Here is a 12,318-nt window from a genome sequence, read left to right as displayed (position 1 = left end):
CCAAGTCCGCTGCTGCATGATGCGATGCGCGGCCGGCATGGGGTGCTGCGATGAGTTCTCCCCGCCGGGGGCGTCACCGCTCCGGACACGACGAGAGGGGCACCGGGATGGCGATGACCGGGGACGACGTGGAGCTGCGGGTCCGGCGGGAGCGGAACCGGCTGCTCACCGTGCTCGAGGGCCTCGACGCCGACGGGTGGCGCACGCCGAGCCTGTGCGCCGGTTGGACGGTGCGCGACCTCGTCGTCCACCTGCTCATGCCCTACGAGCTCTCGGTGCCCGGGTTCCTCGCCCTCATGGTGCGCTCCGGTCTCCGCTTCGACCGGGCAGCGGACCGCTGGGCCCGCCGCGACCCGCGGTCCCCCGCGCAGGTCGTCGCCGCCCTGCGGGACACCGAGCACCGGCGCTTCGAGGCCGGGCCCGGAGCGCCGGCGGAGGCGCCGCTGAGCCACCTGGTGATCCACGCCCAGGACGTCTACCGGCCGCTCGGCGTCCCGTCGCCGACCGACCCGGAGGACGCCGGCATCGCCCTCGGCCAGCTGACCGGCCGTCGCGCGCTCGCCCCCGGCCTGCTCGACGGGCTGGCCTTCACGGCCACCGACACCGGCTGGCGCCACGGCACCGGCCTCCCGGTCAGCGGTCCGGCCACCGCGCTGCTCAGCACGCTCGCCGGCCGTCCGGCGGCCCTCGACGACCTCACCGGCGAGGGCGTCCCCGAGGCGCGTGCGCGGCTCCGCTCCGCCGCGACCTGAGCCGGCGCTCAGCCGAGGAGCAGGGCGATCCCGACCAGCACCGGGACCGACAGGACGGTGCTGAGCAGGACGACGTCCCGGGTGAGCAGCGTGCCCCGGTCGTGGGTCGCGGCGTAGACGAAGACGTTCTGCGCCGTCGGCAGCGCGGAGGTCACCGTGACCGCGAGCAGCGCTCCCCCGTCGAGGCCGGCGACCCAGCGGCCGAGGGCGTAGGCCAGCGCCGGTTGCCCCACCGTCTTGAGCGCCACCGCCAGCCACACCGGCCCGGCGCCCTCGCCGGACGCCGGCCGCGGCGCGCCGTGCAGGCTCATGCCGTAGGCGAGCAGCGCCGCGGGCACGGCCAGCCCGGCGGTGAGCTCGACCGGCTGCAGCACCAGCGCCGGCAGCTCCACCCCGGTCGCGGCCACCAGCACGCCGAGGCCGCAGCCGAGGACGACCGGCGTGGCCAGCGGCTGGACCAGCACCCGCCAGCGGGACCGCGCCTGCGCGCGCGACCCGGCCAGGACGGCCAGGCCGACCGGGGCCATGACCAGCACCTGGAACAGCAGCACCGGGGCGACGACCGAGGCGTCGTCCAGCACGTACACCGAGATCGGGACGCCGAGGTTGCCGGCGTTGACGTACGAGGACGCCAGCCCACCGGCGGTCAGCTCCGCCGGCCGCAGCCGCCAGCGCCAGCGCGCCAGCCCGGCGAACAGCAGCGCGGCCAGCACCGCGCTGCCGGCGGTGGCGACCAGCGCCGGTGACACCAGCACGCCGGGGTCGGCGTCGGCGAGGGTGAGCAGCAGCAGCGCCGGGGTCGCCACGACGTAGGAGAGCTTCGACAGCACCGCCGCGGCGTCCCGCCCCAGGGTGCCGGTGCGGGCGACCAGCCAACCGACGGCGATGACCGCGGTGAGGGCGGCGAAGCCCCCCACCACCCCGTTCACGCGGCGATCGCGTCCCCGACCGCGCGCACCAGCCGGGGCAGCGCCTCCGACGGGGCGTGCGGGAGGAACAGGTTCGGCTCGGTGAGCTCCACCTCGAGCACCACCGGACGGCCGTCGGGGTCGGCGACCAGGTCGATCCGCGCGTAGAGCAGCGGCGCGGCATCTCGCCCCCGCGAGGGGAGGGCATCGCGCACCAGCGCGGGGACGGCGCCGACCACCGCCTCCGCCAGCTCCCGCTGCTCCGGCGTCGCGGTCGCTGGCCGCACGCCCCGGCGGCCGCTGCGGTCCTGCCGCACGCCCTCCCCCCGGCCGAGCATCGGGGGCTTGCGCGCGGCGTGCGAGAACCGGCCGCCGAGGAACAGCAGCGCCGTCTCCCCCGCGTCGTCCACGCTGGCCTGGTACGGCTGCACCATCGCCGTCCGGCCGGCCGCGGTCAGCTGCGCGACGTGCGCCAGGACGTCGCCGGGGTCGGTCCAGCGTGCGGTGTCCCGGGCGCCCGCGGACACCGCCGGCTTGACCACCCACTCCCCCGCGTCGGGCAGGTCGGCGGCGCTCGCCGGGTCCCAGACCGTGGGCACGACCGGCAGCCCGGCGGCCTCGACGTCGCGCAGGTGGGTCTTGTCGGTGTTCCAGCGCAGCACGGCGGCGTCGTTGCGCAGCCGCGGGACGGCGTCGGCCCAGGCCAGGAACTCCGCCCGCCGCCAGGCGTAGTCCCAGCAGGAGCGGACGACGGCCAGGTCGTACCCGGCCCAGTCGACCGCCGGGTCGTCCCAGCGCACGCAGTCGACGGCGCACCCGGCCTCCCGCAGCGCCGGCGCGGCGAGCGGGAGGTCCGGGTCGAGCCGCAGGCCGCGCTCGGAGCTGACGAGGGCGACCCGCGGCGTCACCGCGGCAGCTGCAGGACGCCGTCGACCCGCCGCGGGATGCCGCGGAAGTCGTCGGTCAGTTCCTCCGGCAGCACCTCCTGCGGCGCGCCCTGCCAGGTCACCGGGCGCAGGAAGCGGCGGATCGCCGTCGTCCCCACCGAGGTGTGCTGGGAGTTCGTCGACGGCCACGGGCCACCGTGGTGCTGCGCCCAGGACACCGCCACGCCGGTCGGGTAGGCGTCGTACACCAGCCGGCCGGCCCGCGTGCGCAGCTCCTGCGAGACGGCCAGCGGCAGCTCGGTCTCCCCCTCGCCGCGCAGCACGGTGGCGGTCAGCGAGGACGGCATGGCGTCGAGCGCGGCGAACAGCTCCTTCTCGCCGTCGTAGCGGGCCACGACCGACACCGGGCCGAAGCACTCCTCGGTCACCTCGTGCGGGAGGTCGGCCGCCGACGTCGTCAGCAGCCGGGGCACGGCCTCGAAGCCCTGCCCGGAGGGGTCCCCGCCGCGGGCGATCTCCTCGACGCCGGCTGTTGCGGCCAGGCCGTCGGAGATGCGCCCGTAGGAGGCGGCGATGCCCTCGTTGAGCAGCACCGGGGCGGCCGTGCCGCGCACGGCCTCGGCCATCGCGTCGACGACGGCATCGCCCTCGGGCCCGGCCGGCACGAACGCCAGGCCCGGCTTGGTGCAGAACTGGCCGCCCCCGAGGGTGAACGAGCCGACCAGCTCGGTGCCGATCGTCGTCCCGCGCTCGGCGGCGGCCTGCGGCGTGACGACGACGGGGTTGAGGCTGGACAGCTCGCCGAAGAACGGCACCGGGTCGGGCCGCCGCTCGATGATCTCCAGCAGGGCGCGGCCGCCGTTGACCGAGCCGGTGAAGCCGACGGCGCGGATCGCCGGGTGCGCCACCAGGTCGGCACCGGCCTGCAGTCCGTGCACGATGCCGAGGGTGCCGTCGGGCGCCCCGGCCTCGCGGGCGGCGGCGTCCAGGACGTCGAAGACCAGCTGCGAGGTCGCCGGGTGCGAGCCGTGCGCCTTGACGACGACGGGGCAGCCGGCGGCCAGCGCCGAGGCGGTGTCGCCGCCGGGCACGGAGAAGGCCAGCGGGAAGTTGCTGGCGCCGAAGACCGCGACCGGGCCGATCGGCACGAGCATCCGGCGCAGGTCCGGGCGCGGGCCCATCGGGGTGTCGCCGGCGGGGTCGATGGCGGCCTCGAGGTAGCTGCCCTCGTCGAGCACCTCGGCGAACAGCCGTAGCTGGTAGCAGGTGCGGGTGAGCTCGCCGTTCAGCCGGGTCGGGCCGAGGGCGGTCTCCCGGTCGGCGACGGCGACCACGTCGTCCCGCCGGGCCTCCAGGGCGTCGGCGAGGGCGCGCAGCAGCGCCGCCCGGCCGGCGCGGCCGAGGGCGTCCAGGGCGGGGGCCGCGGCGAGCGCGGCCGCGCAGAGCCGGTCCACCTCCTCGGTGGTGGTCTCCTGGGCGACCACCTCGACGGCCTCACCGGTGCGGGGGTCGGTGCTCACGACATCAGACAAGGGACTTCCTCCAGGCGGTGCGGGGGGTCAGCGGACGGCGCCGACGGTGACGCGGTCGACCGTCCAGGCGCGGGCCTGCTCGCTGAGCGTGATGCCCAACCCGGGACGGTCGGAGATGTACATGCGCCCGTCGCGGGTCTCCAGGCGCTCGTTGAACAGCGGGTGCAGCCAGTCGAAGTGCTCCACCCACGGCTCGCGAGGGTAGGCCGCGGCCAGGTGTGCGTGGGTCTCCATCGCGAAGTGCGGCGCCAGCTGCAGGTCGGCGACGTCGGCGAGGGTCGCCAGCTTGAGGAACTGGGTGATGCCCCCGATGCGCGGCGCGTCGGGCTGGATGACGTCCACCGCACCGTGCCGGATCAGCTCGGCGTGCTCGGCGACGCTGGTCAGCATCTCCCCCGTGGCGATCGCCGTGTCCAGCGACCGGGCGAGCTGCGCGTGGCCCTCGGCGTCGTAGGCGTCGAGCGGCTCCTCGATCCACACCAGGTCGAACTCCTCCAGCCGGCGGCTGACCCGCATGGCGGTCGGCCGGTCCCACTGCTGGTTGGCGTCGACCATGAGCGGCACGCCGTCGCCGAGGTGCTCCCGGACGGCGCGGACCCGGCGCAGATCCTCCGCCGAGTCGGGCAGCCCCACCTTGATCTTGATGCCGCCGATGCCCTGCTCCAGGGTGCGGGTGGCGTTGTCCCGGACCTGGTCGATCGACTCGTGCAGGAAGCCGCCGGAGGTGTTGTAGCAGCGCACCGAGTCGCGGTGCGCACCGAGCAGCTTGGCCAGCGGCAGGCCCGCGCGCTTGGCCTTGAGGTCCCACAGGGCGACGTCGATGGCCGCGATGGCCTGCGTCGAGGCGCCGCTGCGGCCCACCGACGCGCCGGCCCACACCAGCTTGGTCCACAGCCGGCCGATGTCGCTGGGGTCCTCGCCGATCAGGTCGGGGGCGACCTCGCGGGCGTGCGCGAACTGCGCCGGGCCGCCGGCCCGCTTGGAGTAGCTGAACCCGACGCCCTCGTGGCCGCCCTCGGTGGTGACCTCGGCGAAGAGGAACGCCACCTCGGTCATCGGCCGCTGCCGGCCGGTGAAGACCTTCGCGTCGCTGATCGGGTTCGGCAGCGGCAGGGTGACCGAGGAGAGGGTCACCGACTCGATGCGGTCGAGCACCGCCGGGGCGGTGGAGGTGAGCGGGGCCGGGACGGTCGTCGTCATGGCGGGTCTCCAGGTGGTCAGCGGACGAGGCTCAGCGGACGAGGCAGGGGCGCTTGGGGTCGAACGCCCAGCCGGGGACGAGGTACTGCATCGCGACCGCGTCGTCGCGCGCGCCGAGCCCGTGCTCGAGGTAGAGCTCGTGCGCGGCGGCCACGGCGTCGCGGTCCAGCTCGACGCCGAGGCCCGGCGCGGTGGGGACGGCGATCGCGCCGTCGCGGATCTGCAGCGGCCCGCGGGTCAGCGCCTGCCCGTCCTGCCAGATCCAGTGCGTGTCCAGGGCGGTGATCCGCCCCGGGGCCGCGGCGCCGACGTGGGTGAACATCGCCAGCGAGACGTCGAAGTGGTTGTTGCTGTGCGAGCCCCAGGTCAGCCCGAACTCGTGGCAGAGCTGGGCGACCCGCACCGAGCCGCGCATCGTCCAGAAGTGCGGGTCGGCCAGCGGGATGTCGACGGCGTTCGAGCGGACCGCGTGCGCCATCTGCCGCCAGTCGGTCGCGACCATGTTGGTCGCCGTCGGCAGCCCGGTGGCCCGGCGGAACTCGGCCATGACCTCGCGGCCCGAGTAGCCGCCCTCGGCGCCGACCGGGTCCTCGGCGTAGGCCAGCACCCCGTGCAGGTCGCGGCACAGCTCGACGGCCTCGGTGAGCAGCCAGCCGCCGTTCGGGTCGAGGGTGATCCGGGCGTCCGGGAACCGCTGCGCCAGCGCGCGGACCGCGGCGACCTCCTGCTCGCCGGCGAGCACGCCGCCCTTGAGCTTGAAGTCGGAGAACCCGTAGCGGGCCTGCGCCGCCTCGGCCAGCGCCACGACCGCCTCGGGGGTGAGCGCCGGCTCGCGCCGCAGCCGCTCCCAGTCGTCGGCCGGGTCGGTCTCGGCCAGGTAGGGCAGGTCGGTGGCGCGGCGGTCGCCGACGTAGAACAGGTAGCCCAGCATCGGCACGCTGTCGCGCTGCTGGCCCTCCCCCAGCAGCTCGGCGACCGGGACCCCGAGGTGCTGGCCGAGCAGGTCGAGCAGCGCGGACTCCAGCGCGGTGACGGCGTGGATCGTCGTCCGCAGGTCGAAGGTCTGCAGGCCGCGGCCGCCGGCGTCCCGGTCCGCGAACGCGGCGGCCACCTGCCGCAGCAGGCTGCCGTACCGCGCCACCGGCTGCCCGCTGAGCACCGCGCCGGCGTCCTCGACGGTGCGGCGGATCGCCTCGCCGCCGGGCACCTCCCCGACGCCGGTCCGGCCCTCGCTGTCGGTGACGATCGCGAGGTTGCGGGTGAAGAAGGGCCCGTGTGCGCCGCTGAGGTTGAGCAGCATGCTGTCGTGCCCGGCGACGGGCACCACCTCCACGCGGGCGACGGTGGGCGTGCGACCGGTCATGGGAGTCCTCGCCGTCCTCTCGGGAGTGGGGTCAGGAGACCTTGTCGACCAGGGCGGTGAGCTCGGCGAGTTCGGCGTCGGTCAGGTCCGACAGCGGCGGGCGGACCCGGCCGCCGTCGCGCCCGACCGCGGTGAGCCCGGCCTTGACGATGGAGACCGCGTACCCCTTGGCCCGGTCCCGGATGTCCAGGTACGGGATCACGAAGTCGTTGAGCATCTGGTAGACGGCGGTGCGGTCCTGCGCGCGCACCGCGGCGTAGAAGCGCAGCGCGAACTCGGGCAGGAAGTTGTAGAGCGCCGACGAGTACGTGGTCACGCCCAGCTGCAGCAGCGGCAGCGCGAAGGTCTCCGCCGTGGGCAGCCCGCCGACGTAGATCAGCCGGTCACCGACGCGGGCGTACGTGCGGGTCATCTGCTCGATGTCACCCACGCCGTCCTTGAGGCCGATCAGGTTGGGGTTGCGCTCGGCGACCTCGGCCACCGTCGCGTCGGTGAGCACGGCGTTGGCCCGGCTGTAGACGATGACGCCCAGGTCGGTGGCGCGGCACACGGCGCTGATGTGCTCGACGAGGCCGCGCTGGCTGGCCTCGGTCAGGTAGGGCGGGAAGAGCAGCAGCCCGGAGGCGCCGGCGGCCTGGGCGGCCTGGGCCTGGGCGACGGAGACGGCGGTCCCGCCGGTGGCCGGCGCGATGACCGGCACCCGGTCGGCCACTTCGTCCACGGCGACGCGGACGACCCGGTCGATCTCCGCCGGCGTCAACGAGAAGCCCTCCCCGGTGCCGCCCGCGGCGAACAGGCCGGCGACGTCGAAGCCCGCCTGCCACGACAGGTGCTCCCGGTACCGGGCCTCGTCGAACTGCAGGTCGGCGTCGAAGTGGGTCACCGGGAAGGAGAGCAGGCCGGCCTTCAGCCGGTCAGCGAGGGCGTCCGGGGGCAGCAGCGTCACGGGGATCGTGTCCTTGGGTCCGACGGGTCCGCGCCGGGGTCCTCCGGCGGCGCGGGCTGTGGTCGCGGCCACCGTAGGAACGATTGACGATGCACGTCCAAGAGCACTTTCGCATCGCGCTATGCCAGCCTGGTATCAGAGACGACCGGCCCGCTGCTCCAGCACGGCGAGCGCCCGCCACAGCGCGGGGTTCTTCGAGTCCTTGGCCCAGAGCAGGTGCAGCTCCACCGGCTCGGGCACCGGCGTCTCCAGCCGGACGAAGGCCACCCCCTCGATCGGCAACCGCGCGGCGGACTCCGGGACGAAGGCCACCCCCCGGCCGGCCGCCACGAGCCAGAGCATGGTGAGCACCTGGCTGACGGTGTGCACGGTGTTCTCGGCGGCGATCGGCGCGACGCCGGCGACCAGGTCGTAGAAGTACTTCGCCTGGGTCGGCGAGTGCATGACGACCGGCGTCGACGCGAGGTCCGCGGCGGTCACGGGCCGGCCGAGCTCCAGCAGCCGGTGACCCACGGGCGCGGCCACGAGCAGCGCCTCGCGGTGCAGCAGCCGGTGCCCGAAGGCGTCCTCGTCGAAGGGCGGGCGCCCCAGGCCCAGGTCGACCTCCTCGTTGAGCAGCCCGGCGACCTGCTCCCGGGTCACCATCTCGGCGAGGTCGACGTCGACGTCGGGCAGTTCCTGCGCCAGGTCGTTGAGCAGCTGGCCGAGGATGCCGTAGGTCGAGGCGGCGGTGAAGCCGATGCGCACCACGCCGCTGGCCCCCGACGACACCCGCCGGGCGAGCTCGGGCGCGGAGTCCGCGAGGCCCAGCAGCCTCCGGGCCTCGACGAGGAAGACCTGGCCGGCGGCGGTCAGGGTGACCCGGCGGTTGTCCCGCTCGAGCAGCTGGGCGCCGACGACTCGCTCGAGCTTCTGGATCTGCCGGCTCAGCGGCGGCTGGGTCATCTTCAGCCGGGCGGCGGCGCGACCGAAGTGCAGCTCGTCGGCGACGGCGACGAATCCGCGGAGCTGCTCAAGCGTGAAGGCCATGCCGACAAGGTATCAACCGATGCCTCAATGGATTTGGACAGGCATGAGCGAGGCTTCTTAGGCTCGCCGACGACCCGGCGTCCGTGACGCCACTCACACCGCCCGCGGCCCGGCCACGGCTGCTCTCCGAGGAGAACTCTCATGACCACTGACAACCGCGCGCGCCGATGGGCGACGGCCGGCACCGGCCTCGCACTGGCCCTCTCGCTGGCCGCCTGCGGCGGCAACGTCGGCGGCGGGACGGCCGCCGAGGGCGAGGAGTTCCCGGGCGACGACCCGATCACCGTGCTCGTCGGGCAGGACCCGGGCGGCAGCACCGACCTGATCGCCCGCGCGCTCGCCGACGAGGTCTCCGACGACCTCGGCGTCCCGGTCACCGTGGAGAACCGGCCCGGCGCCAACGGCGCGCTCGCCGCCCAGGAGCTGGCCGGCGCGGAGCCCGACGGGCACACCCTGATGGTCTACAACGGCAGCCTCGCCTACATCACGCCGCTGGCCGTCGCCGAGGGCGAGGCGCCCGACATCGCCGACTACGAGATCGTCACCGGCATCAGCCAGGACGACTACGTCCTGGTGACCGCACCGTCCTCCGGCTTCACGACGGTGGAGGACCTGGCCAACGCCGGCCGGCCGATCACCTTCGGGACGACGGGCGTCGGGACGGGCAGCCAGCTCTCCCAGGAGCTGCTGTTCAACCAGGCCGGCATCGAGGCCACCGCCGTTCCCTTCGACGGCGGCTCCCCGACGCTCACGGCCGTGCTCGGCGGTCAGGTCGACGTCGGTTCCATCCAGCTGGGCGAGGCCATCGAGCAGATCGAGGCCGGCGAGCTGACGCCGATCGTGACCTTCGCCGAGGAGCGGGTCAGCTACCTGCCCGACACCCCGACCGCCATCGAGGCCGGCTACGACGTGCCGGTGCAGCAGTCCCGCGCGGTCTTCGCCCCGAAGGGCACGCCGGAGGACGTGATCGAGACCCTGCAGGCCTCGTTCCAGACGGCCTTCGGGTCGGAGGCCTACCAGCAGTTCAACCAGGACAACCAGCTCACCCCGAACGAGATCGACGGCGAGGAGGTCCGCCAGGCCTGGACGTCGAACCTCGATCGGTACCGCAGCGTCGTCGAGCAGTACTCGATCGACCTCGGCGGGGACTCATGACCTCCTCCGCAGGCGGGGCGCACGTCCCGGGGCGCCCCGGCGGCCGCACGGCCGCCGGGGCCACCCCCCAGGGGGGCCCCGGAGCGCCGCCGGAGGAGGCCGCCCCCGAGGAGTTCGACCTCGAGGAGGCCATCCACCAGGTGGAGGCCGAGGAGCACGAGGGCCGCCCGCCGGCCGCCGGGCTGCTGGGCAACCTGGTCGTCGCCGCCGCCGTCGTCGTCCTCGGGGGAGCCGCGGTCGTCGGCTCGCTGGCCTTCGACGCCGGCAGTGCTCGCAGCCCCGAGGCGGGCACCTGGCCGCTCATGGTCAGCGTCGTGATCGTCGTCCTCGGGCTGGGCCTCGTGGCCACGGCCCGGCGCACCACGGACGCCGAGCGGTTCGGCCGGACCAGCTGGCTGGTGCTCGCGGGCCTGGCGACCATGGTCGCCTTCGTCGCGCTGATCCCGGTCATCGGCTTCGAGATCCCCGCGGCCCTGCTCGCCTTCGTCTGGCTGCGCTTCCTCGGACACGAGGGCTGGCGCACGTCGATCGTCACGAGCCTGGCCCTCGTGGTCGCCTTCTACCTCATCTTCGTGGGCGCCCTCTCGGTGCCCGTCCCGCACCTGTTCTAGGAGACGCCGTGGACCTCGCCCCGGTGCTCGACGGCTTCGGCGTCGTGCTGCAGCCCACCAACCTGCTCTACTGCCTGATCGGCGTCGTCGTCGGCATGCTGGTCGGCGTGCTGCCCGGCCTCGGCCCGGCGGCGACCATCGCCATCCTGCTGCCGATCACCATCGGCATCGAACCGGTGACCGCGGTCATCATGCTCGCCGGCATCTTCTACGGCGCCCAGTACGGCGGCACGATCACCTCGGTGCTGCTGCGGCTGCCCGGCGAGGCGTCCTCGGTGGTCACCGTGTTCGACGGCTTCGCGCTGGCCCGGCAGGGCCGCGCCGGGACGGCGCTGGGCATCGCCGCGGTCGGCTCGTTCCTCGGCGGTACCGTCTCGATCGTCGCGCTCTCCTTCGTCGCCCCGCTGGTGGCCGGCTTCGCCCTGGACTTCGGCCCGCCGGAGTACACGGCCCTGGCGCTGCTGGGCATCCTGCTGGTCGCCACCGTCAGCAGCGGGGACCGGCTCAAGGCCGTGATCGCCGCCTGCCTCGGTCTGCTGCTGGCCACGGTCGGCCGCGACGGGTTCACCGGCGCCGAGCGGTTCACCTTCGACAATCTCTCGCTCGCCGACGGCCTGGACTTCGTGCCGATCGCGATGGGCCTGTTCGGCCTCGGCGAGATCCTCTACAACCTGGAGGAACGGCACCGGGCGGTGCACGCGCCGGCGACGGTGGCCAACGTCTGGCCCTCGCGCACGGACCTGCGCCAGTCCTCGGGCGCCATCGGCCGCGGCTCGGTCCTCGGCTTCTTCCTCGGCATCCTGCCCGGTGGCGGCGCCACGCTGGCCTCGCTGGCCGCCTACGCCATGGAGAAGCGCCGGTCGAAGACGCCCGAGCGCTTCGGCCGGGGTGCCGTCGAGGGCGTCGCCGCGCCGGAGTCGGCCAACAACGCGGCCGCCACCTCGTCGTTCATCCCGCTGCTCACGCTGGGCATCCCCGCCAACGCCACGATGGCGGTCATCTACGGCGCGCTGCTCATCCAGGGCGTGAGCCCCGGCCCGCAGCTGGTCGACCAGGAGCCCGAGCTGTTCTGGGGCGTGGTCAACTCCATGTACATCGGCAACATCCTGTTGCTGATCATGAGCATCCCGCTGGTCGGGTTGTTCGTGAAGATCCTGCGGGTGCGGGCCACGATCCTCGCGCCGATCACCGTGCTCATCACGCTGATCGGGGTCTACACGGTCAACTACGACGTCTTCGACATCGGGCTGGTCGTCGCCTTCGGGGCGCTGGGCTACCTGATGAAGAAGCTGGGCTTCGACCCGGGCCCGCTGGTGCTCGCCTTCGTGCTCGGCTCGCTGCTCGAGGACTCGTTGCGCCGCTCGCTGCTGCTCTTCGACGGCGACCCGACCGGCTTCCTCACCCGTCCCATCTCCGGGACGCTGCTCGTCCTCTTCCTCGTCGTGGTGCTGCTCCCGGTGATCCGGGCCGCCCTCGCCCGCCGGCGGAGCACCGACCGCCACACCACCAAGGAGCTCGTGTGACCGTCCTCGTCGCCTACGTCCCGACCCCCGAGGGGGACGCCGCCTTCACCGCGGCCGTCGAGGAGGCCGGCCGCCGCGGCGGGCGGCTGGTGCTGCTCAACACCCCGCGCGAGGGTGCCCCGGTCAGCGCGGCCATGGCCGACGAGGACGCGGTGCGGGCGCTGGTGGAGCGCGCCGCCGCGGCCGGCGTCGACGTCGAGGTGCACCAGGAGGCGCACACCGGTGACGTCGCCGACGAGGTGGTGCGCGTCGCGGGGGCCGTCGACGCCTCGGTGATCGTGATCGGCCTGCGCAAGCGCTCGCCGGTCGGCAAGCTGCTCATGGGCAGCACCGCCCAGCGGATCCTGCTCGACGCCGACCGCCCGGTGCTCGCCGTCAAGCCCTGAGGCCCCCGGCCCTGCGTCGCGGACGC

At 74.4% G+C, this 12,318-nt stretch carries 12 protein-coding genes; 5 read left to right on the top strand and 7 right to left on the bottom strand.

Translation table 11 applies throughout. The annotated features are described in order from the left end of the window. The first annotated feature begins 113 nt into the window (after positions 1 to 113). Positions 114 to 752, top strand: coding sequence for a maleylpyruvate isomerase family mycothiol-dependent enzyme (locus ACI79G_RS20235; RefSeq protein ID WP_456882861.1), 639 nt, complete (start codon positions 114 to 116; stop codon positions 750 to 752). A gap of 8 nt (positions 753 to 760) precedes the next feature. Here ACI79G_RS20235 and ACI79G_RS20230 read toward each other — a convergent pair whose 3' ends face one another. From ACI79G_RS20230 to ACI79G_RS20200, 7 genes are all read right to left on the bottom strand, one after another. Then, the gene (locus tag ACI79G_RS20230; protein ID WP_456882860.1) at positions 761 to 1,681 is read right to left on the bottom strand and encodes an AEC family transporter; all 921 of its coding nucleotides are present in this window, start codon (positions 1,679 to 1,681) and stop codon (positions 761 to 763) included. After that, positions 1,678 to 2,568: an ATP-grasp domain-containing protein gene (locus tag ACI79G_RS20225; RefSeq protein ID WP_456882859.1), complete on the bottom strand. Its 891-nt coding sequence runs from the start codon at positions 2,566 to 2,568 to the stop codon at positions 1,678 to 1,680. The genes ACI79G_RS20230 and ACI79G_RS20225 overlap by 4 nt, the downstream gene beginning before the upstream one ends. Then, positions 2,565 to 4,067: an aldehyde dehydrogenase (NADP(+)) gene (locus ACI79G_RS20220; RefSeq protein ID WP_456882858.1), complete on the bottom strand. Its 1,503-nt coding sequence runs from the start codon at positions 4,065 to 4,067 to the stop codon at positions 2,565 to 2,567. The genes ACI79G_RS20225 and ACI79G_RS20220 overlap by 4 nt, the downstream gene beginning before the upstream one ends. 39 nt (positions 4,068 to 4,106) lie before the next feature. Further along, positions 4,107 to 5,279: an L-talarate/galactarate dehydratase gene (locus tag ACI79G_RS20215; protein ID WP_456882857.1), complete on the bottom strand. Its 1,173-nt coding sequence runs from the start codon at positions 5,277 to 5,279 to the stop codon at positions 4,107 to 4,109. A gap of 31 nt (positions 5,280 to 5,310) precedes the next feature. Then, the gene (locus tag ACI79G_RS20210; RefSeq protein ID WP_456882856.1) at positions 5,311 to 6,642 is read right to left on the bottom strand and encodes an enolase C-terminal domain-like protein; all 1,332 of its coding nucleotides are present in this window, start codon (positions 6,640 to 6,642) and stop codon (positions 5,311 to 5,313) included. A 31-nt stretch (positions 6,643 to 6,673) separates the two neighbouring features. Then, a complete protein-coding gene (gene kdgD / locus ACI79G_RS20205) occupies positions 6,674 to 7,588 on the bottom strand; it encodes a 5-dehydro-4-deoxyglucarate dehydratase (RefSeq protein ID WP_456882855.1) in 915 nt (304 codons plus the stop codon). Positions 7,589 to 7,723: 135 nt separating this feature from the next. Further along, positions 7,724 to 8,617: a LysR substrate-binding domain-containing protein gene (locus ACI79G_RS20200; protein WP_091214998.1), complete on the bottom strand. Its 894-nt coding sequence runs from the start codon at positions 8,615 to 8,617 to the stop codon at positions 7,724 to 7,726. 141 nt (positions 8,618 to 8,758) lie between these two features. Here ACI79G_RS20200 and ACI79G_RS20195 point away from each other — a divergent pair, with 141 nt between their 5' ends. From ACI79G_RS20195 to ACI79G_RS20180, 4 genes are read left to right on the top strand one after another with little or no spacing between them, the layout of a single operon-like run. Next, a complete protein-coding gene (locus tag ACI79G_RS20195) occupies positions 8,759 to 9,772 on the top strand; it encodes a tripartite tricarboxylate transporter substrate binding protein (protein ID WP_091214999.1) in 1,014 nt (337 codons plus the stop codon). Continuing rightward, on the top strand, positions 9,769 to 10,383 hold the full coding sequence (locus tag ACI79G_RS20190) for a tripartite tricarboxylate transporter TctB family protein (RefSeq protein ID WP_456882854.1): 615 nt from the start codon (positions 9,769 to 9,771) through the stop codon (positions 10,381 to 10,383). Before ACI79G_RS20195 ends, ACI79G_RS20190 begins: the two co-directional genes overlap by 4 nt. A gap of 8 nt (positions 10,384 to 10,391) precedes the next feature. Next, complete coding sequence (locus tag ACI79G_RS20185) at positions 10,392 to 11,906, top strand: tripartite tricarboxylate transporter permease (RefSeq protein WP_456882853.1); 1,515 nt, start codon at positions 10,392 to 10,394, stop codon at positions 11,904 to 11,906. Further along, positions 11,903 to 12,292, top strand: a complete 390-nt coding sequence (locus tag ACI79G_RS20180; protein WP_456882852.1) for a universal stress protein — start codon at positions 11,903 to 11,905, stop codon at positions 12,290 to 12,292. Before ACI79G_RS20185 ends, ACI79G_RS20180 begins: the two co-directional genes overlap by 4 nt. The last annotated feature ends 26 nt before the right edge of the window (positions 12,293 to 12,318 follow it).

Source organism: Geodermatophilus sp. SYSU D00779 (assembly GCF_054050595.1).
The sequence above is the reverse complement of the archived record's forward strand: the minus strand, read 5'-3'. Positions and strand labels throughout refer to the sequence as shown.

What these genes read in the sequence shown, in the direction of transcription:
- ACI79G_RS20235 (WP_456882861.1), top strand. Translation starts at nt 114, where the DNA reads ATGACCGGGGACGACGTGGAGCTGCGGGTCCGGCGGGAGCGGAACCGG.
- ACI79G_RS20215 (WP_456882857.1), bottom strand. Translation starts at nt 5,279, where the DNA reads ATGACGACGACCGTCCCGGCCCCGCTCACCTCCACCGCCCCGGCGGTG.
- ACI79G_RS20190 (WP_456882854.1), top strand. Translation starts at nt 9,769, where the DNA reads ATGACCTCCTCCGCAGGCGGGGCGCACGTCCCGGGGCGCCCCGGCGGC.
- ACI79G_RS20195 (WP_091214999.1), top strand. Translation starts at nt 8,759, where the DNA reads ATGACCACTGACAACCGCGCGCGCCGATGGGCGACGGCCGGCACCGGC.
- ACI79G_RS20200 (WP_091214998.1), bottom strand. Translation starts at nt 8,617, where the DNA reads ATGGCCTTCACGCTTGAGCAGCTCCGCGGATTCGTCGCCGTCGCCGAC.
- ACI79G_RS20210 (WP_456882856.1), bottom strand. Translation starts at nt 6,642, where the DNA reads ATGACCGGTCGCACGCCCACCGTCGCCCGCGTGGAGGTGGTGCCCGTC.